The following is a 23,812-nucleotide window of genomic DNA, read 5'->3' on the forward strand; positions in this document are numbered from 1 at the left end:
CCCGCCACTGCCGCACTTCGCACCGAAAACCACCCATGCTCGCCTCCCCCGCCGTCGCCGCCACCGCCGCCCGCCTGATCCAGCAGCGGATCGCGGACGGCACCTACGCGGCCGGCGGGCTGCTGCCTTCGCAGCGCGACCTGGCCGAGCAGCTCGGCATCAGCCGCACCTCGCTGCGCGAGGCGCTGTCGACGCTGCAGGGCACGGGCCTCGTCATTCCGCGCCCCGGCAAGGGCATGTACGTGGCCGAAGACGGCGGACAACAGGCGCCGGCCGCCTCCCCGGCCTGGAAGTTCGCCACCTCGCATTCACTGCAGGACGTTTATCAACTGCGCTTCGCGGTCGAGAACTTCACAGCGCGGCTGGCCTGCCTGGTCATCGAAGCGGACGACCTGGCGGCGCTGCGCGCCAATGCACAGGCCATGCGCGCATGCATCGACGCCGGCGACTTCACGCAGGCCACGCAGCTCGATTTCGATTTCCACATGCAGATCATCGGCATCGCCGGCAACCAGGCCATCGCCGAGATCCTGCGCAACAGCGCCGAGGTGATGCAGGAGAGCCAGCGCCTGCCCTTCTACAAGCGCGGCGCGCGCCATGCCACCTACGACGAGCACATGGCGATCATCGAAGCGCTCGCGCAAGGCAACCCGGCGCTGGCGCAGCAGGCGATGACGCAGCACATCGTGCAGGCCGCGCAGCGCGCGGGCGTGCACTTTCCGACGGGGCTCGAGGCAGGTTCGGCGGCCTGACGCTTCAGGTCCACGTGTCGACGACGATGCGCAGCACCTCGACGCGCTCGGGCAGCTCGATCAGGAACTCCGCATCGCGCGGCAGGTGATGCACCCCATTCGGGTCGCCGCCGGTGAACGCGCTCATCGCGGCCACGTCGGGCCAGTAGGAGGTCGTGACGAATTCGGTGTCGGTGGCGCGGTCTTCGCGGAACAGCTGCACCGCGACCGCCGTCTTGCGCAACGGCGGAATGCCTTCAGCCAGCAGGTAGCGTTCGTAGGCGTCGGCGCGGTCGGGCGTGACGCGGCCGCGCCAGATGCGCGCGATGGTGGCGGTGCTCATACCGGCACGCCTTCGATCGTCCGGGTGGATGCAGACGCCGGCACCGGCAGGTGCCGCCCCAGGAAATCGCGCAGCGGCGGCAGCACCTCGGCCAGGTGCGTCTCGAGCAGCCAGTGGCCCCCGTCGTCGAACGCGTGGAACTGGGCGTCGGGCAGGTCGCGCAGGTAGGCACGGCCGGCCTCGATCGGCATGTAGCCGTCCTGCGGCCCCCACAGGATCAGCGTGGGCGGGCGGTACGTGCGCAGGTAGTCCTGGTAGCGCGGGAACCACCGCAGGTTGTCCTTCAGCCCCTTCATGAGACCGAGCGCAATGCCACGCCGCACGGGCGTGTCCATCAACGGCCAGTGAAGGCGCCAGAGATCGGGCGCGAGCCGAGGGGCCACGCGCGACGACACCTCGCCGATGAACTCGTCGCGAAAGCCTTCTTCGCTCACGGCGCGCTCCAGCACCGCGAGATGGACCTCGCTCGGGTCGTTCCAGTACGCCCGGATCGCCGCGTACTTCGGCCCCAGCGTGTCTTCGTAGATGTCGCCGTTCTGGATGATCAGCGCCGTCACCCGCCCGGCCCGCCGCATCGCATGGCGCAGGCCGATCTGCGAACCGTAGTCGTGCAGGTACAGCGCGTAGCGGCGCAGCGCGAGCGCGGCGGTGAAGCGGTCGAGGAAGTACGCGTAGCCATCGAAATCGAACACGAAGTTCTCCTCGGGCGTGCCGCTGTAGCCGAAGCCCGGGAAATCGGGCGCCACCACGCGCCAGCGGTCCGCCAGCGCCGGCATCAGCGCGCGGTACTGGAACGAAGAACACGGATAGCCGTGCAGCAACAACAGCACCGGGGCACCCACCGGACCGGCCGCGCGATAGAAGACCTCGACGCCATCGATCTGCACCGTGCGGTGCGTGACGGCGGTCGTGCCGGCCGCGTCGTTCTTTCGGGGGTTCGCATTGGCCATCTCGGCTCCTTGAGACATGCAAAGAAACAGAGGTGTCTTTGTCGCCTCCGGCGCGGGGCCCGCATGTGGGAAAGGGCCGACCCTGGGTGTCGTCCAGGCCGCGCGCGCCCTGCGGCGGGCACGCTGCAGGGCGACATAGGCAACCTGGCCATCCCGTCGGCCGATCGGCCTTGGCAGCACCGGCCGGACGGTCGCCCCGCGCCCGAACATGAAACTTTGGCTCACTGGCCGTCAAACCGCAGTCCAAAGCTTTCACTGCAGCGCGGTGCGCAGGACAATGGGGCGTTGATGGTGGTCGGGGCGCCGCCTCCGATCCTGTCGGCATCGCACTTTCAGGACTACACACGTCGCGTCATGGAACAACGGCTGGAATGGGCCCTCGCGGCCTGCTCACGCATCCTTCGACCCGTGGTGAAGCTCGCCCTCGCGATGGGGGTCAAGCACCCCCACCTGGAGGAGTTGCTGCGCGACCTGCTGATCGAGGAGGCGCAGCACTCCTGGCGCAGCCAGGGCGTTCCCAAACCCAACCTGAGCCAGTTGTCGGTCACCACCGGCCTGAACCGCAAGGCCGTGACCGCCAAGGTCCGCTCCACCGTCGACCCCCTGCCCCACACCGAACTGTCGGCCGCAGCCAAGACGTTCACGCTGTGGCTGCAGATGCTGACCGAAGACGCTTCGTTCCGGCGCCTGCCCGTCACCTCGGGCCACACGGCGCCCTCGTTCGAGGCGGTCGCCCGCCTGAGCAGCCGCGGCAACGTGCACCACCGCACCATCCTCGACGAGCTGATCCGGTTGAACATGGTGACTGAAAACGAGGGCATGGCCGAACTCACCGCCGACGGTTTCGTGCCCGTGCAGGACCTGCAATCGATGCTGGCCTTCCTGGGCGACAACGGCCGGGACCACCTGCTGGCGGCCGTCGCCAACACGCTGGGCGAGCAGCCCCGCATGCTCGAACGCGCGGTGTACGCGCGCGGGCTGTCGCTGAACGATTGCGAACAGATCCACCGCCTGGTGCGCGACCGCTGGTCCGCCCTGCACCACGAGCTCGCGCAGGAAATGGCACAGGCGGTCAGCCGCGCGCCGGCCCGCGCCGAAGGACGAATCCGTGTCGGCATCTACACGTACTACGAGGACGAGGGCACGCCGCCCCCGCCCGCGTCCTCTGAAAGCGAGCGCCCCTCATGAGCACGATGAAAACACCCCGCCGCCTCCTGCTGGGCTTGCTTTGCGCCGGCCTCACGGTCCTGTTGATGTCCTGCGGAGGCGGCGGTGGTGCCTCGACCGGGAACCTGGGCCTGGGCACCGGCACCGCGATCGGCGGTGACAGCCCCGGCGGCGCGGGCACGGGCACCGGCGGGGATGGGACCGGGTCCGGCTCGGGCAACGCCGGCACGGGCGGCTCCGGCGACACCGCCAGCAACGGCAACACCGACGGCTCCGGTGTCGGCTCGGGCGGCACCGGCGTGACTGCGGACGCCGCCGGCATCGGCGCCGCGGACGGCCTGGGCAGCATCATCCTGAACGGCCTGCGCTACACCACGGACACGGCCACCATCACCGTCGAGGACGCCACCGAACTCCAGATCGGCATGAGTGCGCGGGTCGCCGGCAAGGTCGACCCCGACTTCACCCGCGGCATCGCGACGCAGGTCGTGTCGGGGGCCGAACTGCGCGGCGCCGTCTCGCGCATCGACGTGGGCGCCGGCAGCTTCGTCGTCATGGGCATCAACGTGACCGTCGATGCGGCCACGGTCTGGGCCGACGCGAACGGGCTTGCCAACGTGGCCGACGGCAGCCTGATCCAGGTGTGGGGCCTGCCCGGTGCGCCGGGCACGCTGCGCGCCACCCGCGTGCAGACCGCACCCACGCTGACCGCCCCGCTGGTGACGGGCGCCATCCAGAACCTCAACACGACGAATCAGACCTTCACGCTCGGCCAGCTGACGGTCAGCTATGGCGGCGCCAGCTTCGCGGGCATCGACGCCTCGTCGCTGGCCAACGGTATCATCGTGCGCGCCCGCGGCACGGTCGCGCCGACCGGCAACGCGTTCACGGCGACCCAGGTGCAGGGCTGGTACGCGATACCGACGAGCAACGGCATCGCACTGCAGCTCGCGGGAGACATCACCGATTTCGTCTCGCGCGGCGCCTTCAAGGTGCTGGGCACGCCGGTGGACGCCACCAATGCGCAGATCACGGGCGGCCCCGTCGGTTCGCTCGGCAACGGCGTGAAGGTCGAGGTCGACGGCTTCATGTCCGGCGGGGTGCTGGTCGTCAAGAAGCTGCGCATCCGCCATGTGCCGGGCACGGGCGGGCCGGCCTCGTTCACGCTCATCGGGGCCATCGGCGGCTACCAGTCTTCGGCCAATTTCAGGGTGCAGGGCCAGCCGGTGGACGCCAGCGGACCGGGTACCACCTTCGAGAACGGTACCGCCGCGAACCTGGCCAACGGCCAGCGCGTGACCGTCGTGGGAGACCGGGTGGTCGACGGCGTTCTCATCGCCCAGCGGGTGACGTTCAACCCTTGACCTGAAGCGGCGGCGCAGCGCCCCGCCGCCCGGTCGCATCGCCCGCCCCTTCTGGCGGCAGGCGAAGCCGGGCTTTCTCACGCATCCAGCTCGATATCGCCGCATCGCGGCGGGCCTGCGCGCACGCGGGCCGGATAGCACCTTCGGCCATCTATCTCCAAACCCGTGGCGAAAGTACGAAAAAGGGACTAAAGTGAAAAAATCACATTTATTACATTGGTGGCTTCCGTGTCTGTTCCCGCGAGTTCAGTGCGACCGTTGCTCCCCGTTGGCATCGCAGGCCCACGCCTGACGGATGTCTCCCTGTGCGGGGCTGCGCATCGGGTGCCTGTTCGTCGCCGGGCCAGCCGGCACCGCTGACATTGCGAGGAGTACCGCATGCCGCTCGTCCTTCTTCTTCGGCTCATGAACAAGCGTTTTCCGGTCATGCTCACGGCGGACGCGGACATCCGGCATGCCTCGGTGCTGGTCGCCACCGGACTCATCGAAGCCGAGTTCCATGTCGACAACTTCGGCTACCAGCGGTACGAAAGCGCCCAGGTCTTTGCCATCACGGACGAGGGGCACGCGGAGATCGCCACGCTCTGCGGCAACGGCGCCTCGGTGCATGAAGAACGCCCCCAATGGAGCGTCATGCCGCTCGACTACCTGCGCAGGATCGGCAACTCGACCTTTCCCCTGCACACCGAGGACCCGTCGGAGATCAACTCCGTGGCGGTCCTCGAAGCCGCCGGCATGGTGGAAGCCACCCTCCCCCCGATCTGCCGCGCCCGGCAGAAGCTGCGCCAGGCCACCGTCCTGCGGGTCACGCCCCTGGGACGGACGGCGCTGGTGCCGCGGCGCGGCTGAATCCGGGTTCGGGTCGAACGCCCGGCGTGCCAGCCCTGGCGCGCCGGGATCGGTGCGTCCGGCGCGCACGAACACCGCCCCTCGCGTTCCCCTTGCCCCACACCTCCATGAATCGGGTACCCGCTTGCCCTGCGGCAGCCCCCGGCCCAGCGAAGGCGCCTCGTACGGCGATGAAAAAAGCCTGCCCACGACACAATTGAAACCAAGCGCAACAGACGTCACAGATCGCCCACAAGGTTCCTTTCGAGTACCAAAGAAGTAATGTGAAACCTTCACATACACCGCGTTATTGGCACGAAGAAATGAACGCCAGGCTGTTACCACCGAACGTCGGCCCCTGCCGTGCATGAAACAGTTCATGCGAAGGATGTCTTGCCATGCGCGCCCCCGTCTCCGCCCCGAGCCTCGACAGCAGCCTGTCGACGGATGCGCTCATGGCCGCCCGCATGCGGCTGGTGCTGTCGATCTCGGCGGTGCTGGCCATGGCGGTCGATGCGGGGCCCACGCGGCAACCGGTGGCCAGCGCGGTCTGGCTGGCCTTTTGCGGATACCTCCTGCACAGCGTGCTGGTGCACGCCTGCACGCAGGGGGGCTGGCGCCATGTCCAGGGCAAGGCGGTCCACTGGTCCGACGTGATGTGGTTCACGCTGATCGTCTTCGTGACGGGCGGCGTGCACAGCCTCTTCTTCCTGTTTTATTTCTTCGCCATCCTGACCTCCTCGTTCCGCTGGGGCTTCGAGGAAGGCGCCCGCGTGACGATCGTCTCGGTCGCGTCGTTCGCCGCCTGCGGGCTCGGCACGAGCACGGGCGACGACGCGCCGCAGCTGCTGATGCGCACGACCTTCCTGCTGGCGCTGGGGCACATGATCGTGCACTGGGGCGGCTCCAAGCTCATCCTGCAGCGGCGCCTGGCCCTGCTGGGTGACATCAGCCAGCTGTCGAACCCGCGCTTCGGCGCGGGCCGCACCATCGCCCGCACGATGGAAAAGACGCTGGCCTTCTTCAAGGCCAGCCACTGCATCCTCATGACGCGGGACACCGCCACCGGCAACTGGACCCTGCGCACGCTGCGCAAGGACGACAGCTGCGAGCACGTCGGTGTCGAGACGCTCGGGGGCATCGCCGAGTCGCCGCTGATGGCGCTGGAGCATCCGCACACCGTGCTGAGCAACCGCCTGCCCTGGCCGCTGAACCTCTTCTTTGCGCGCAGCCACATGCACGGCCCCGGTGCGATCGGCTGGCGCCCCGAGGGCCGCGACGGCGCCAAGCGCAGTGCCGCGGTGGCCGCCATGCTCGAGGCCCGCGCGTTCATCAGCGCCGCGCTGCCGCTGCGCCTGGGCGAGGGGCGCGTGTTCATCTCCTCGCGCAACGGCCACTTCAGCAAGTCCGATGCGCTGTTCCTCGCGCACCTCATGGAACAGATCTTCCCGGTCATCGAGACCATCGAAGTGCTCGACCGCATGGCCTCGGAAGCGGCCGCGACCGAGCGCCTGAAGATCTCGCTGGACCTGCACGACACCGCCGTGCAGCCCTACATCGGGTTGCGCATGGGCCTGTGCGCCCTGCGCAAGAAGGCCGCCGCGGACAACCCGCTGCTCGAGGACCTGGACAAGCTCGCCGAGGTGGCGAGCGGCGTGATCGCCGACCTGCGGCGCTTCGCGGGCGCGGTCAAGGCCGGCCCGGAAAGTTCGTGCGGCCTCGTGCTGCACCAGCTGTACAGCCAGGCCGCCCGCATCCAGGGCCTCTACGGCATCGAGATCTCGGTGAACGTCGAAGGCCACGTGCGTCTTGACGACCGCATGACCGCGGAGGTCCTGCAGATGGTGGGCGAAGGCCTGAACAACATCTGCAAGCACACGCAGGCCCGCCGCGGCAGCGTGCGCATCGGCTGCCGCAACGGCTGCTTGCACCTGCGCATCGAGAACGAAGGCGACGAAGAGAACTTCGCGCCCTTCCGGCCACGCTCCCTCAGCGACCGCGCAGCGGCGCTCGGAGGCCGCGCGCAGGTCAGCCGGTGCCGGGGCGGCGGCACCGAGGTGCTGATCGAAATCCCCATCTGAGCCCCCAAAAGCACGACAACAGTCCGAGGAGCCCCTCATGCAAACCGAAGCCCATCCCATCGGCGTCCTGCTGGTGGACGATCACCAGACCATGCTGTGGGGCCTGTCCCGGCTGATCGACGGCGAACAGCCGCGCATGAAGGTCGTCGCCACCGCCAGCTGCTGCGAAGAAGCCGTGGCGCACACGCAGAGCCTGGCCCCCGACGTCATCGTGCTCGACCTCGACCTGGACGGCCATTGCGCCCTGGACATCCTGCCGCAGCTGCTGTCGAACGAGGTCTCGCGCGTCGTCGTGCTGACCGGCGAACGCGAGCAGCGCACGCTGGACCTCGCGGTGCTGCGCGGCGCGCGCGGCGTGATGCGCAAGGACGCCTCGGCCGAGCAGGTGCTCGATGCGATCGAGCGCGTGCACCACGGCGAGCTCTGCGTCGATGCCCCGACCATGGGCCGCGTGCTCTCGGAGCTCACCTCGGTGAAGAAGCCGCCGAAAGCCGACCCCGAGTCCGTCAGGCAGGCCAGCCTGACCCAGAAGGAGCGCGACATCGTCCGCACCGTGGTGCACGGCAGCGGCGCCTCCAACAAGACGCTGGCCGGGCAGGCCTTCGTCACCGAGCACACGCTGCGCAACCACCTCACGTCGATCTACCAGAAGCTCGGCGTGACGAACCGGCTCGAGCTGTACATCTACGCCGTCAAGCACCACCTCGACGCCATGGCGCACTGACAGCGCCCTGCCCGCCCCGTCCTTCGGGGCGCCCACTGCGGGCCGCTCAGCGTCGGCTGCCCCTCCGGGACCCGCCATTTCCCCGCTTTTCCGATCACCGCCTGCTGCGATCAGCTGACGTGCGGGAGCGCACCGCACTGGCAGAGGAGGAAAAGATTCGGCACCGTATTTCGTGCCACCCCAAAGAAATTGAATTTCAATTGAATTGAAAAATCACGATCAAGCGAGAGAATAAATTCCAAATATAAAAATCGGATAGCAGACAATTTGGTTAATAGAAGATTTCATTCAATTCAAATATCACCGGAATCTCAATAATCAAATTATTTCCACGGTTTCAATTGGTTTTTTGAATATTTTATTTCACCGAACACCAAATACCCATTTAAAAATGAATTTCATATTTGATTAATTTCATTCTTTTCAAAATTTCCATGCATAAATAAACCCATTCCACTTTTCAACCAGCATTGCTCACTTGGCGAACAATGCGTCGTTTTTCACGATCAGCCTCAGAAACATAGAAATTAGGTATATCGAACGTCATGGTTCAGGTAGTTCCATTTTGAAACACTCATGTCTTTCCACAAACAGGAGCAAAAGACCCGCGCAACCGCCCCGTCAAGTTCATAGGATTGCGCAAGCCTCGGGCCGAATTGAATTTCAATTAAAACTCACAGAAAACATTCAATTCGGCACTTGCCTTTCATTTTTCTCTTGAAAATGTATGAAACCCCAAACTGCTTTGCCGCCGATGGGGAAAGTGGCCCCGGAGCGCTCGATGGACGACCTTTGCGTCTCCCCGCCCACGCTCGCAACGACCGGCCTGCGTCGCTCACGCCAACCGGGGCAGGCACATGCTTGATCACCGGCTCATCAGCTCTGGCGAGAAGGCCTCCGTCGGCGTCTGCGCGCCCGCCGCGAGGCTGTGGCCGGACTTCCTGATCGGCCAGGAAAAATCGCCGGTGCGCGTGCTGCTCGTCGACGACGACGAGTACATGCGCCGGGTGATCGCCCAGGAGTTGCTGTCGGACCTGCGCATCCAGCTCGAAGGCCAGGCCGACAGCGTTCGCGAGGGACGCCGGCTGCTGACCACGCACACCTTCGACGTGCTGATGCTCGAGCTGCAGCTGGGCGACGAGATGGGCTTCGAGCTGATCACCGAGGCACGCCGCCTGCACCGCAGCAGCGAGGTCATCGTGATCTCCTCGCTCGAGGACGATGCCCACGTGCTGCGCGCCTTCGAACTGGGTGCCATGGGGTACCTCCTGAAGAACGCCTGGTTGCAAAGCTTCGCCGATGCCGTGCTGCACGTGGTGAACGGCGGGGCGGCGATCACGCCCCGGCTCACGCGGCGCCTGCTGCACCGCCTGGACTACCACCCCCGCGAGCCGGTCGCCGACAAGGCGCCGTCGCCGCCGAGGCCGCCGTCGCGCGACATGACACTGACGCCGCGAGAGAGCGAGGTCCTGCGTTGCGTGGCCTCGGGTTACGTCTCCGCGGAGATCGGCGCCAAGCTCGGCATCACCGGCCAGACCGTCAATGTGCACATCAAGAGCATCTACAAGAAGCTGCATGTGCATTCGCGCGCCCAGGCGGTGAACTTCGCCGTTCACACGGGCCTGATCTGAAGGGCAGCGACCCCATGACCCCGATCGATTGCCCCTTCGCCGCCGGATCGCACCCCCGCCGCGCGCTCGACAGGCGGCCCTTCGTCCAGGCCATGCTTGTCGCGGCCTGGGCCACGCAGGTCATGTGCGCCGACCTGGCGATCGCGACGGAAGCGACGTCGGCCGCCGTTGCGGCGCACGAGAACCCGGATGGCGGCGTTGCGGACGGCGAAGTCGCAAGCGACGCGGCCGCGGTGACGGCCTCTCCCGACGATCCGGCGGCCACAACAGGAAGCGGTGACCCGGAGCGCCCCGGCTCCGCCGTCTACAGCCCCTTCGCGAGCCCGCCACACGGCAATGAACGTCCTCCCGCTTTCGCTGCGACGTCCCAAAAAAGCAATGACGGCCATGCGGAAATGGCGCTGATCGCCCTGATTTCGGCCGGTGTCGCCGCGGTCGCTGTTTTTTTTTGGCTCTGGCGCGCGTAGTCAGGTTCTCGTCAGTTAATTTGTATGTGAGAAAGTTGCATTCCTGAAGATGGCCTCTCATAATTAGCACCTTCGTTTTCGAAGACAACCAATCGACCACCGGTTGCCGTCCGCTTACAAGCGGCAACGACTTTCGGCGCGCCGACCTAGATTCTTTTTGACAGGGATCCATGGTGGGGGTATCGCATGAACAAGTGTCGAATCAAGGTCCGCATGAAATGCGGGCTTCATCTCCATGCCGGCATCACGCCTGACCGGCATCGCGCAATGGATATTTGCTGCACCGCCCCGCTGCGGTGCCTGAGCGGCCGACGACGACCCTAGCCGCTCCCCAGGCGTGACCGCCACCGGGTCACGCGCTGCATCACTTCCTCGAAAAACCCGCGGCTGGCAATTCCAGGCGCGCGGTCACTCCTGAGCCACGCTACATGAGCCTTTTCGCCATGTAGGCGGGACCGGGGCTGCATTGAAAGTCGTTCGTCTTGAGGAGAATAGAAATGGCCACGCTGATCAGGTCCGATCTCGAATTCATTCTTCAACAAATTCTCATTGCGGAAGCACAAGCAGCGGGAGCAGACCCCGCCAGCCTGGTCCCGAACGCCTTTGCGCCCTTCGGCCTCCGGACGGTCGACGGGTCCTACAACAACCTGATGCCGGGCCAGAGCGACTACGGCTCCGCAGACAACCCGTTCCCGCAGCTGGTGCCGCAGACCTACAGCAACGAGCAGGACGACGCCTTCGCAGGGATCACCAACACGGACTACGGCAGCGCCGGGAACGTGGTCGATGCCGACCCGCGGCTGATCAGCAACCTGGTCGCCGACATGACCAGCAACAACCCCGCGGCAGTGAGCGCCTTCGTGGCCGCGGGCCTCGGAACGCTCGACGCAGCCGGCGTCCTGTACGACCTCCAGGGCGTCGTCATTCCCCCCGGCACGCTGCTGGAGATTCCGAACACCAGCCCCGACGAAGGCCTCTCGGCGCCCTTCAATTCATGGTTCACCTTCTTCGGCCAGTTCTTCGACCACGGCCTCGACCTGGTCAACAAGAGCAGCACCGAGATGATCTTCATGCCGCTGCAGCCGGACGACCCCTTGTTCGATACGGCCCCCGGCGCCCCGAATTTCATGATCCTTTCGCGCGCCACACGCGATGCGAACGGCGACCAGACCAACCAGACCACGCCCTTCGTCGACCAGAACCAGACCTACACCTCGCATCCCTCGCACCAGGTGTTCCTGCGCGAGTACGTGCTCGACGCCAACGGCCGTCCGGTGGCCACGGGCAGCCTGCTCGATGGCGCCGACGGCGGCCTTGCCAACTGGGCCCAGGTCAAGGCGCAGGCGCTGATGCTCGGCATCCAGCTCGACGACGCCGACGTGCTGGACCTGCCCCTCTTGGCGACGGACCAGTTCGGCAAGTTCATTCCCGATCCCGTGACCGGCTTCGCGCAGATCGTGCTGCGAGCCGCCGACGTCGGCGGGCCGCTGGACCCGGACGGCAACGGGCTCGCCTCGGGCACGCCCGGCGCGCCCATCGATGCCAGCGTGGGCGTTCGCACCGGCCATGCTTTCCTGAACGACATCGCGCATGCCGCGGCGCCCGTGTTCGTGGGCGGCGTGCTGGCGCCCGACAGCGACTCGGCCATCGGCCTCTCGGAACCCGGCACCTATGACAACGAGCTGCTGGACCGCCACTTCATCACCGGCGACGGCCGCGGCAACGAGAACATCGCCCTGACCTCCGTCCACCACGTCTTCCACTCCGAGCACAACCGGCAGGCCGAAGAGATCAAGGCCACCGTCCTGGCCACCGGCGACGCTGCGTTCATCGCCTCATGGCAGCTGCCCGACGGCTCATGGAACGGCGAGCGCATCTTCCAGGCCGCGCGCTTCGCGACGGAGATGCAGTACCAGCACCTGGTGTTCGAAGAGTTCGCGCGCAAGATGCAGCCGGCCGTCGACGAGTTCCTGGCCGAAACCAACTACCAGACGACGATCAATCCGGCGATCGTCGCCGAGTTCGCACACGCGGTCTTCCGCGTCGGCCACACGATGCTGACCGAGACCGTGGACCGGCTGGACCCCAATTTCCTGTCGAGCGATCTCGCGCTGGTCGATGCCTTCCTCAACCCGATCGGGTTCAACAACGACGGCGCCCTGACGCCGGAGCAGGCGGCCGGCGCCATCGTGCGCGGCATGACCCGGCAGGTGGGCAACGAGATCGACGAGTTCGTCACCGACGCGGTGCGCAACCAGCTCCTGGGCCTGCCGCTGGACCTCGCCGCCATCAACATCGCACGCGGCCGGGACACCGGCATTCCCACGCTCAACGAAGCGCGCCGGGAGTTCTACACCTCGACCGCGGACCCGCAGCTCAAGCCCTATACGAGCTGGGTCGACCTCACGCAGCACCTCAAGCACGAGGCCTCCGTCATCAACTTCATTGCGGCGTACGGCACGCATGGCGCGCTGACCGCCGCGGACGTCGACACGATGGCCGAGAAGCGGGCCGTGGCGGCCGCACTCGTCTTCGGCGGCACCGTGGTTCTCAACGCCGGCACGGCCGCGGAGCGCAGCTTCGTTGCAGACGAAGCCGACAGGCTCGCCTTCCTGAACAGCACGGGCATCTACGCGATGGTCGGCGGTGTCACCACCACGGGCGTGGACGACATCGACCTGTGGATCGGCGGCCTGGCCGAAGAGCAGATGCCCTTCGGCGGCCTGCTGGGTTCGACCTTCAACTTCGTCTTCGAGTCGCAGATGGAGGCGCTGCAGAACGGCGACCGCTTCTATTACCTCTCCCGTCTGGCCGGCCTCAACTTCCTCACCGAGCTGGAGAACAACACCTTCGCCAAGCTGGTGATGCTCAACACCGACGCCACGCACCTTCCGGCCGACATCTTCTCGACCCCGGGCCTGATCCTCGAAGTCGACCCGCTGCGCCAGTTCACCGGCATCGGCGTGGACGGCCACGGCGACCCGACCGAAGGCGGCACCGAACTCACCCCGCTGGTGATCCGTGACGATCCCACGACCGCGGCCGTGGAGACCACCTACCTGCGCTACACGGGCGACGAACACGTCGTGCTCGGCGGCACCGCCGGCAACGACACCCTGATCGCCAGCATCGGCGACGACACCATCTACGGCGACGGCGGCAACGACCGCATCGAGTCCGGCGACGGCAACGACCAGGTCGAGGGCGGCGCGGGCGACGACATCATCACGGACCGCGGCGGCGACGACGTGCTCAAGGGCAACGAGGGCAACGACGTCATCCACGGCGGCAACGGCGCGAACCTCATCATCGGCGGGGACGGCAGCGACTTCATCATCACCGGCGAGGACGTTTCCGAAGTCTTTGCCGGCCAGGGCAACGACTTCGTCCTGGGCAGCAAGGGCAACCTGCCGACATTCGGCAACGAGGGCCACGACTGGATCGAGCTGGGAACCCAGGACGGCACCACGGGCGACAGCTTCGACCCGCTCGTGCAAGACAGCGTCATCGGCAACGACGTCCTGATCTCCGGCGGCGGTTTCGACGAGCTGATCGGCGAAGGCGGCGACGACATCTTCACCGGCTCCGACGGCGAAGACCACTTCGACGGCGGCTCCGGCTTCGACTGGGCCAGCTACAAGTTCGACAAGTACGGCGTGACCGCCGACATGATCGTCAACGACTTCGTGGTGCCCCCGGTGGTCAACTCGAACGCCGCGATGATGGACCGCTTCGCCTTCACCGAAGGCCTGTCGGGATCGGCTTTCGCCGACTTCCTGCGCGGCGACGACGCCGACGCCGTCGAGATCCTGCAGGCCGGCTGGACCGGCAGCGTGCTCACCAACATCGCGCTGATCGACGGCCTGCAAGGCCTCCTGCCCGCGGGCATGACCTCGTTCGGCGAGGGCAACATCATCCTGGGCGGCGACGGCAGCGACCTCATCGAGGGCCGCGGCGGCAACGACATCATCGACGGCGACGCCTGGCTCAACGTGCGCATCGCCGTCTCGGGCGTGCCCGGCCTCACCAGCGTCGACAGCCTGAAGGAACTGGTGCCGCGCATGCTCTCGGGCGAGATCAACCCGGGCCAGCTCAGCATCGTGCGCGAGATCCTGATGTCCGACAGCGCCGACTACGACACTGCGATGTTCTCCGGGCTGCGCGCCAACTACACCGTCACCACCGGCGCCGACGGCCGCACCACCGTCACCGACAACGTCGGCACCGACGGCACCGACATCCTGCGCAACATCGAGCGGCTGCAGTTCTCCGACGCCGTCCAGCTGCTGTCCGGCAGCAACAACGCACCGGGCGGCTCGGTCACGATCAGCGACGACACGCCGCAGATCAACCAGCTCTTGAGTGTGTCGGCCGCCCTCACCGATGCGGACAACCCTGGCGGCACCGTCACCGGGCCGATCAGCTACACGTGGCAGTACGAGGCCGACCCGACGCGCGCGCCGGGCGTGTTCCGTGACATCATCGACCTGGGCGGCGGCCAGCCCGCCACGGTGAACGGCACGACCTTCCGGGTCACCGCGCCCTTCGACGGCCTGGCCATCCGGGTGCGGGCCGTGTACCGCGATGCCGACGGCGTGCTGGAAACCGTGTACTCCGCGCCCACCGCGGCGGTCACCGGCGTGGCGGCCGTCGTGCCGCCGGCGCCGGCGCCTTCCTCCGCGCTGGTCGACAGCGCGGGCGTGCGCTTCCTGCAGTCCGACCTGCAGTTCATCCTGGAGCAGATCAAGATCTCGGAGCGGCATGCGAGCGGCGAGGCGCTGACCGACATCCTGGACAACGCGCGCGCACCGCTGGGCCTGCGCACGGTGGACGGCTCCTACAACAACCTGGTGCAGGGCCAGTCCGGCTTCGGCGCGGCGGACCAGGTGTTCCCGCGCCTGGTCGATCCGGTGTTCCGCAACGACCAGGACGGTGACAGCATCAACCTCGGTCCGGGAGGCACGCTCACCAACACCGACTACGGCCCCAGCGGCAATGTGGTGGACGCCGACCCGCGCATCATCAGCAACCTGATCGTCGACATGACGAGCAACAACCCGGCGGCGGTGAGCGCATTCGTCGACGCGGGCCTGGGCACGCTGGTGGACGGTGTCCTGTACGACCTGGACGGTGTGGCGATTCCCGTCGGCACCCTGCTGGTCATTCCGAACACCGCGCCGGACGAAGGCCTGTCGGCGCCGTTCAACGCCTTCATGACCTTCTTCGGCCAGTTCTTCGACCACGGCCTGGACCTCGTGGCCAAGGGCGGCAACGGCACCATCTTCGTCCCGCTGCAGCCCGACGATCCGCTCTATGTGTCGGGCAGCAACAGCAACTTCCTGGTGCTGACGCGCGCCACCCAGGTTGCCGGACCCGGCGCCGACGGCGTCATGGGCACCGCGGACGACACCACGCACGAGGCCACGAACCTCACGACGCCGTTCATCGACCAGAACCAGACCTACACGTCGCACCCCTCGCACCAGGTCTTCCTGCGCGCCTACGAGCTCAACGCCGACGGCAAGCCGGTCGCCACCGGGCGGCTGATCACCAACCGCGACCTCGGTGCCGACGGCATCTTCGGCACCGGCGACGACATCGAACTCGGCGGCATGGCCACCTGGGCGGTGGTCAAGGCGCAGGCGCGCGACCTGCTGGGCATCGCGCTGGACAATGCCGACGCGCTCAACCTGCCGCTGCTGGCGGCCGACGAGTACGGCAACTTCATTCCCGACCCGGTGACCGGCTTCGCGCAGATCGTGCTGCAGGCCGGCGGCACGCTGGCCTCGGGCTCGCCGGGCGCGCCGATCGATGCAAGCCTGGCCGTGCGCACGGGCCACGTGTTCCTGGCCGACATCGCCCACACCGCCAACCCGGTGAACAGCCAGGGCGTCGCGCTGACGGCCGATGCCGACGACCAGATCGGCGGCACGCCGGCCGCGGGCTTCTACGACGACGAACTGCTCGACGCGCATTACATCGCCGGCGACGGCCGGGTGAACGAAAACATCGCGCTGACCAGCATTCACCATGTGTTCCACGCCGAGCACAACCGGCTGGTCGAGCACACCAAGGCCGTGATCATGGCGTCGGGCGACGCGGCCTTCATTGCCGAATGGCACCTGCCCGATGGCTCGTGGGACGGCGAGCGCCTGTTCCAGGCGGCCCGCTTCGGCACCGAGATGCAATACCAGCACCTGGTGTTCGAGGAGTTCGCGCGCAAGGTGCAGCCGCAGATCGACATCTTCTTTGCCGCCACCCAGGTCTACGACACCGAGATCGATCCATCGATCGTCGCCGAGTTCGCCCACACCGTGTACCGCTTCGGCCACTCGATGCTGACGGAGACGGTGGACCGCTTCGACGTCGACTTCAACGTGATCGGCGGCACGGTCGACCCCACCCAGCAGCTCGGGCTGATCGAGGCCTTCCTCAATCCGCTCGCGTTCGCCGCCAGCGGCATCACGGCGGATGAAGCGGCCGGCGCGCTCGCGCGCGGCCTCACGCGGCAACAGGGCAACGAGATCGACGAGTTCGTGACCGAGGCCCTGCGCAACAACCTGCTCGGCCTGCCGCTCGACCTGGCGACGATCAACATCGTGCGCGGGCGCGACACCGGCGTGCCGACACTCAACGCCGCGCGGCGCGACTTCTACAGCGTGACCGGCGACAGCCAGCTCAAGCCCTACGCGAACTGGGTCGACTTCATGCAGCACATCAAGCATGAGGCCTCGGTGGTCAACTTCATTGCGGCCTACGGCGTGCATGCCAGCCTGGCCGCCGCCGACACCCTGATCGAGAAGCGCGCGGCGGCGGTGGCACTGGTCTACGGCGGCATCGGTGCGCCGGAGGACCGGCTCGACTTCCTGTACGGACGCAATGCCTACGCGGACGAGGCCGGCATCACGACCACCGGCGTCGACGACATCGACCTGTGGATCGGCGGCCTGGCCGAAAAGCAGATGCCGTTCGGCGGCCTGCTGGGCTCGACCTTCAATTTCGTCTTCGAAGAGCAGATGGAGAAGCTGCAGGACGGCGACCGCTTCTACTACCTGGAGCGCACGCAGGGCCTGAACTTCCTCACCGAGCTGGAGAACAACTCCTTCGCCCGGCTGGTGATGGCCAACACCGATGTCGAGCACCTGCCTGGCGACATCTTCACGACGCCGGGGTTCACACTGGAGGTGGACCCGTCCCGGCAGTTCACGGGCCTGGGGCTCGACGGGCGCGACGATCCGACGGCCGAAGGCAGCCTGACGCCACTGGTGCTGCGCAACAACCCCGGCACCGAAGCGGCCGATCCGAACTACCTGCAGTACAGCGGTGAGGACCACGTCGTTCTGGGCGGTACCGCAGGCAACGACACCATCATTTCCAGCATCGGCGACGACACGCTGTGGGGCGACGCCGGCAATGACCGGCTCGAAGGCGGGGACGGCAACGACTTCGTCTTCGGCGGGGCCGGCGACGACATCATGACGGACCTGGGTGGCGACGACAACATGCAGGGCGGCGACGGCAACGACGCCATCCACGGCGGCAACGGCATCAACCTGATCCTGGGCGGCCACGGCAACGACTTCATCGTCACCGGTGAAGACCCGTCCGAGGCGTTCGGCGGCACGGGCAACGACTTCATCCTCGGCGCCCGCGGCAACGAGTTCGTGTTCGGCAACGAAGGCGACGACTGGATCGAGAAAGGCATGGCCGACGGCAGCGCCGGCGAGAACTTCGACGCCTTCGCCCGCGACCAGGTGGTGGGCCACGACGTCTTCATCGGCAACTCGATCTCCGACCGGATGGACGGCGAAGGCGGCGACGACATCATGTTCGGCAACGGCGGGCAGGTGGACCGCTACGAAGGCGGTTCCGGCTTCGACTGGGCCGGGTTCAAGGACGATGCCTTCGGCGTCACGGCCGACCTGTTCCTTCGTGCCTTCGACGAAACGCCCGTGCCGATCTCGAACGCGACCGTGCTGGCGCGGTTCACTTCGGTCGAGGGCATGTCGGGCTCGGCGCACGCCGACGTCCTGCGCGGCGACGACAACGATGCGGCCGCGATGGCGCTGTCGGGCACCACGGGCAGCGTGCTGACCCACATCGAACTCATCGACGGCCTGCAGGGCCTCCTGGACCAGGTGCTCGGTGTCGGCATGGAGATGGACGGACCGGTGACTTCGTTCGCCGGCAACATCATCCTGGGCGGCGGCGGCAGCGACCTGCTGGAGGGCCGCGGCGGCAACGACATCATCGACGGCGATGCCTGGCTGAACGTGCGCATCAGCGTGCGGGAGAACGGCGACGGAACGGGCGCCGAGATCGCGAGCTATGACACCATGACCGACCTCGAACTGCAGGGGCGCGTCTTCGACGGCACCTACAACCCGGGTCAACTCACCATTGCCCGCGAGATCCTGATGTCGGATGCGCCGGACTTCGACACGGCCGTCTTCTCGGACGTCTTCGGCAACTACGAGATCACCTTCCTCGAAAACGATGTCTGGCGCATCAGCCATGTCGTGGACGGCGTGGCCGGCGCCGACGGCATCGACGTGGTGCGCAACATCGAGCGCCTGCAGTTCTCCGATGGCGCAGCGTTCATTGCGGAAGAAGGCTTCAACCTCGATCCCGAAGGCCAGCTGACCCTCAGCGACACCACGCCCACCCTGGGCGCGACCCTCACCGTGTCGGCCCTGGGCGTGACCGACCCGGACAACGTCAGCGCGACCAACCCCGACGGTGCGATCACCGGCCCCATCGCCTACTTCTGGCAGGCCGAGGTCCGCCCCGGCATCTTCGAGGACATCCTGATCGAGAACGCCGGCGGCGAAGTGGCGCGGGCCACGGGCACGAGCTTCACGCCGCGGACCTTCGAGCTCGGTCTGGCGCTGCGCGTGCGGGCGGTCTACAAGGATGCCAACGACGTGCTGGAGAACGTGTACTCCGCCACGACCGCGCCGCTGGCCCTCAACACCGCGGCCACCGGGCAGCCGACGATCAGCGACACCACGCCGACCGAAGGCCAGCTGCTGACGGCATCGACCCTCGGCATCATCGACGTGGACGGGCTGACGGGCGCCGTCTTCAGCTACCAGTGGGAACAGGCCGTCAACACGGGCGTCGGCGGCGGCGCCGCCGGGTTCACGCCCATCGCGGGCGCCACGCTGGCGACCTTCACGCCGGGCGCCGACCAGGTCAACCGCGAACTGCGCCTGACGGTGAGCTTCACGGACGATGCGGGCGCGCTCGAGACAGTGCGCTCCGCGGCCACCGTGGTCACGGGCGACTTCATCGCGGCCAACAACGCCGCCCAGGTCCTCACGGGCACTGAAGGCCAGGACGTGATCTTCGGCGGCGGCGGCGCGGATGCCATCAACGGCCTCGGCCAGGACGACCTCATCGACGGCGGCGCGGGCAGCGACAGCATCGCCGGCGGCGGCGGCAACGACACCATCAACTACACGATGGGCGAAGGCACGGACACCGTCGACGGCGGCGCGGGGCTGGACACCCTGAACGTCATCGGAACGGCGGCGGCCGACGCGCTCGCGGTGAGCTACAACGGCACCGCGCTCACGGTGGTGGCCGGCGGCACGGTGAGCAATGTCGAGTCGGTCACGGCCGACCTGCTGGCCGGCGTGGACACGCTGACCTACACCAGCGCCGCCGCCATCTCGGTGAACCTCACGGCCGGAACGGCCTCGGGCTTCACCTCGATCGCCGGCATCGAGAACGTGACGACAGGCGGTGGCGCCGACGTGCTCGTGGGCAATGCGCTGGCCAACGTGCTCAACGGCGGCGGCGGCGACGACCGCTTCGTCGCGACGGTGAACGACGGCAACGACAGCTACACCGGCGGCGGCGGCACCGATACGCTCGACCTGTCCGCGATCTCGGCAGGCGTGACGATCACCCCGACGACCGCCACGGGCGCGCAGACGGGCACCGATGCGCTGTCTTCCATCGAGAACTTCATCGGCAGCCAGGGCGCCGACAGCATCGTCGTCAACGGCGGTGCGAACGTGATCGACGGCCAGGGCGGCAACGACGTCATCGACGCCGGCGGCGGCAACGACACCGTGACCGGTGGCGAGGGCAACGACACGCTCACCGGCGGCGCCGGCAACGACACGGTCAGCGGCGGCGCGGGAGACGACCTCTTCCACTACATCGTCGGCGACGGCGCCGACACGATCAACGGCGGCGCGGGTGCCAACGACCGGCTGAACATCGCCGGCACGGCGCTGGGACAGACGCTCGCGGTGGTGCTGACGGGAACGGCGATCGCGTCCCTGGCGGGCGGCACCGTCACCGACGTCGAGGCGGTCACGGCCGACCTCCAGGGCGGCGTCGACACCCTGAGCTACGGCGCCACGACCACGGCCGTCACCGTGAACCTGGCCACAGGCACGGCCACGGGCTTCGAATCGGTGGCGAACATCGAGAACGTGACCGGTGGCGCCGGCAACGACACGCTGACCGGCAACACCGGTGCCAACGCGCTGAACGGCGGTGGCGGCGACGACCGCTTCGTCGCGACGATCGGCGACGGCAACGACAGCTATGTCGGCGGGGCCGGCGTGGACACCTACGACCTGTCGGCCACCACGGCCGGCGCGACGGTGACGGTCAACCTCGCGACCAGCGCGCAGATCGGCACCGACACGCTCAACACGATGGAGAACATCATCGGCAGCCAGGGCAACGACATCATCGTCGTCAATGGCGGCGCGAACTTCATCGACGGCCAGGGCGGCAACGACACCATCAGTGCCGGCGCCGGCGACGACATCGTGCTGGGTGGCTCGGGCAACGACACCATCAACGGCCAGGCGGGCGACGACAGGCTCACCGGCGGGCTGGACAGCGACACGGTGGACGGCGATGCGGGCGCAGACACCTTCATCGCCACGGTGGGCGACGGCAACGACAGCTACGCCGGCGGCATCGGCAACGACACCTACGACCTGTCCGCCACCTCGGCCGGTGCGACGGTCACGCCGACCTCCGCCACCAGCGCCGAGACCGGCACCGACACGCTGAGCTCGGTGGAGAACGTGATCGGCAGCCAGGGCAACGACAACATCAGCTTCGCGCCCGTGGCCCTCCTGAATTCCGCGAACGTGGTGGATGGCGGTGGCGGCAACGACACCCTCAGCACCGGAGCGGGCGCGGACCGGCTGACCGGCGGCACGGGCAACGACACCATGGACGGCGGAACGGGAGACGACGTCTTCGTGTTCGCGCCGGGGTTCGGCAACGACACGATCCTCGGCTTCGATGCCAGCGGGAACCTGCTCAACGGGCAGGACCGGCTGAACATCTCCGCGATGGGGATCAACGCCGGCAACTTTGCCGCCAACGTGTCCATCACCGACCTGGGCGCCGACACGCTGGTCGAGTTCGACGGCCTGGAAAGCATCCTGCTGATGGGCGTGAACGGGGTGGGAACGAACACCATCACGCAGGCCGATTTCGTGCTGTCGGCATGAGCACCGCCAACGTTTCAACGACCTTGACCACGGAGAACGACATGGACGAGAAAAACAACGCAAGCCCGCAGCAGGCCCCTCGCTCCATCTCCGACCCGCGCGAGGTGGCGACGTTGATCATGTCGCGCATCGGCATGGTCAACGCGAAGAAGGACGAGCTGAGCGTCGCCATCCAGGGCCTGTGCGACGCGACCCAACAACTGTCGCGCGCCTACTCGGCGCAGATGGTGACCATCGACCGGCTGGTGCGGCGGGTGAAGTCGCTGGAAGCCGCGGCGCAGGCCGCGGCCCAGGACCCGCAGGTCAACTGAGCAACGCCCCACAGAACCACAGGAGACGCACATGAAAACCCTGTGGATGGAACTGCGACCGCTGCTGCTGTACATCGCGGCGTTCTCCTTCTTCATCAACCTGCTGTTCCTGGTGCCCGCGTTCTTCACCCTGCAGGTGTTCGACCGGGTCATCTCGACCAGCAGCCATGAAACGCTGCTGGTGCTGCTCGCCGGAACCGGCGTGGCGCTGTTCATCCTGCTGCTGCTGGACTACCTGCGAACCCGGCTGCAGAACGTGGTGGGCATCATGGTGGACGAGCGACTCTCCCCACCGGTGGTGAACGCCATCGTGGAGCGCGCCGCACGCGCCCCGAGCGGCGTGAGGACAGAAGGAATCCGCGACGTGGCCGCGCTTCGCGCCGTGTTTTCCGCCAATGGCCTGATCGCGGTGTTCGATGCGCCCTGGGTGTTCGTGTACGTGTTCGTGATCTGGATGTTCCACCCCGCGCTCGGCGTGGGCGCTGCGTTCTCCGCGCTCCTCATGCTCGGCCTGGCCTGGCTCAACGACCGCATCAGCCGCCGGTCGCTCGAAACCCTGCAGAACGAAGGGCGACGCGCCGCGCAATACGTCGAGAGTTCCTTGCGCAACGCCGAAGTGCTGCAGGCCCTGGGAATGACACAGCGCCTGCTGGTGCGCTGGCGGGCGCTGCAGGACCAGATCGCGACCATGCAGACCAGCGCCAGCCGCAGCACCGTGGCGTTCACCGCCGGGACCAAGGCCGCGCGCCAGGCCATCCAGATTCTCATGCTGGCCCTGGGCGCGTACCTGGTGCTGAGCCAGCAGGCTTCCGCCGGCGTGATGATCGCCACCAGCATCCTGCTGGGCCGCGCGGTGCAGCCGGTGGAGCAGCTCGTGGGCAGCTGGCGCACGCTGATCGAGGCGCGGGCGGCCTACGGGCGCCTGCAGGAACTGTCGAAGGACTTCGAGCGCACCGAGCCGCATGTCGCCATGCCGCGCCCCGAAGGACGCCTGAGCGCGGAGAACATCTCGTACCGCGCGGCCGGCTCGGAGACCCTGGTGCTCTCGAACATCGTCTTCGCCCTGGCGCCGGGCGAGGCCCTGGCCATCGTCGGCCCGAGCGCGGCCGGCAAGTCGACCCTCGCGCGCGTGCTCACGGGCGTGTGGCGCCCCAGCAGCGGCAAGGTCCGCCTCGACGGCGCAGACGTGTCGTACTGGCCGCGTGAAGAACTGGGCCCCTACATCGGCTACGTGCCCCAGGACGTCGAGCTCTTCGACGGCAGCGTGGCGGACAACATCGCGCGCCTGGACAAGGTGGACTCCGAAGCGGTGGTTGCCGCCGCCGTGCGCGCCAATGCGCACGACATGATCCTGACCCTCCCGAAGGGCTACGACACGCCGGTGGGCGAACACGGCTCGCGGTTGTCTCCGGGCCAGCGCCAGCGCATCGCGCTCGCCCGTGCGCTGTACGGCAACCCGCAGCTGGTGATCCTGGACGAGCCGAATTCCAACCTGGACGGCGCGGGAGAAGTCGCACTCGCCCAGGCTATGAGCGGCCTGCGCCAGGCGGGCGTGACCTCGGTCGTCGTCACCCACCGCCCGTCGCTGATCGCCCACGTCGACAAGATCCTGGTGCTCGCCGCGGGCCGCATCCAGCAGTTCGGCCCGGCGAGCGAGGTGATGCGCGACATGCAGCGCCAGGCCCAGGCGATCGTGGACCAGAAGGCCGCCTGAGCGCCGCGC

The 23,812-nt window shown here is 67.4% G+C and carries 13 protein-coding genes; 11 read left to right on the top strand and 2 right to left on the bottom strand.

Annotation, left to right across the window (positions count from 1 at the left end):
- Positions 1–35: 35 nt before the first annotated feature.
- Positions 36–752: a FadR/GntR family transcriptional regulator gene (locus AC57B8_RS31180; RefSeq protein WP_496481700.1), complete on the top strand. Its 717-nt coding sequence runs from the start codon at positions 36–38 to the stop codon at positions 750–752.
- A gap of 4 nt (positions 753–756) precedes the next feature.
- Here the strand turns inward: AC57B8_RS31180 and AC57B8_RS31185 are convergent, their stop codons facing one another.
- Both AC57B8_RS31185 and AC57B8_RS31190 read right to left on the bottom strand, forming a co-directional pair.
- Positions 757–1,074, bottom strand: coding sequence for an antibiotic biosynthesis monooxygenase family protein (locus AC57B8_RS31185; protein WP_496481701.1), 318 nt, complete (start codon positions 1,072–1,074; stop codon positions 757–759).
- On the bottom strand, positions 1,071–2,024 hold the full coding sequence (locus AC57B8_RS31190; protein WP_496481702.1) for an alpha/beta fold hydrolase: 954 nt from the start codon (positions 2,022–2,024) through the stop codon (positions 1,071–1,073). Before AC57B8_RS31190 ends, AC57B8_RS31185 begins: the two co-directional genes overlap by 4 nt.
- Before the next feature lie 354 nt (positions 2,025–2,378).
- Here AC57B8_RS31190 and AC57B8_RS31195 point away from each other — a divergent pair, with 354 nt between their 5' ends.
- From AC57B8_RS31195 to AC57B8_RS31240, 10 genes are all read left to right on the top strand, one after another.
- Entirely contained in the window at positions 2,379–3,212 is an 834-nt protein-coding gene (locus tag AC57B8_RS31195; protein WP_095950009.1) for a DUF6502 family protein, read from the top strand.
- Positions 3,209–4,555 carry a DUF5666 domain-containing protein gene (locus AC57B8_RS31200; protein WP_496481703.1) on the top strand — a complete coding sequence of 449 codons (1,347 nt, stop codon included), beginning with the start codon at positions 3,209–3,211 and terminating at the stop codon, positions 4,553–4,555. The genes AC57B8_RS31195 and AC57B8_RS31200 overlap by 4 nt, the downstream gene beginning before the upstream one ends.
- A gap of 378 nt (positions 4,556–4,933) precedes the next feature.
- Positions 4,934–5,404 carry a hypothetical protein gene (locus tag AC57B8_RS31205; RefSeq protein WP_062470870.1) on the top strand — a complete coding sequence of 157 codons (471 nt, stop codon included), beginning with the start codon at positions 4,934–4,936 and terminating at the stop codon, positions 5,402–5,404.
- Between the two features lie 377 nt (positions 5,405–5,781).
- A complete protein-coding gene (locus tag AC57B8_RS31210) occupies positions 5,782–7,464 on the top strand; it encodes a sensor histidine kinase (protein WP_496481704.1) in 1,683 nt (560 codons plus the stop codon).
- Between the two features lie 37 nt (positions 7,465–7,501).
- Positions 7,502–8,188 carry a response regulator gene (locus AC57B8_RS31215; RefSeq protein ID WP_095950012.1) on the top strand — a complete coding sequence of 229 codons (687 nt, stop codon included), beginning with the start codon at positions 7,502–7,504 and terminating at the stop codon, positions 8,186–8,188.
- 857 nt (positions 8,189–9,045) lie between these two features.
- A complete protein-coding gene (locus AC57B8_RS31220) occupies positions 9,046–9,819 on the top strand; it encodes a LuxR C-terminal-related transcriptional regulator (protein WP_095744458.1) in 774 nt (257 codons plus the stop codon).
- Between the two features lie 14 nt (positions 9,820–9,833).
- Positions 9,834–10,286: a hypothetical protein gene (locus AC57B8_RS31225; protein WP_496481705.1), complete on the top strand. Its 453-nt coding sequence runs from the start codon at positions 9,834–9,836 to the stop codon at positions 10,284–10,286.
- A gap of 497 nt (positions 10,287–10,783) precedes the next feature.
- On the top strand, positions 10,784–21,778 hold the full coding sequence (locus tag AC57B8_RS31230) for a peroxidase family protein (protein ID WP_496481706.1): 10,995 nt from the start codon (positions 10,784–10,786) through the stop codon (positions 21,776–21,778).
- Positions 21,779–21,819: 41 nt separating this feature from the next.
- A complete protein-coding gene (locus tag AC57B8_RS31235) occupies positions 21,820–22,089 on the top strand; it encodes a hypothetical protein (protein WP_143599160.1) in 270 nt (89 codons plus the stop codon).
- Positions 22,090–22,120: 31 nt separating this feature from the next.
- Complete coding sequence (locus AC57B8_RS31240) at positions 22,121–23,803, top strand: type I secretion system permease/ATPase (RefSeq protein WP_095950015.1); 1,683 nt, start codon at positions 22,121–22,123, stop codon at positions 23,801–23,803.
- Positions 23,804–23,812 lie beyond the last annotated feature (9 nt).

The organism is Variovorax sp. BGA-UO-ETr-C22 (assembly GCF_059567965.1).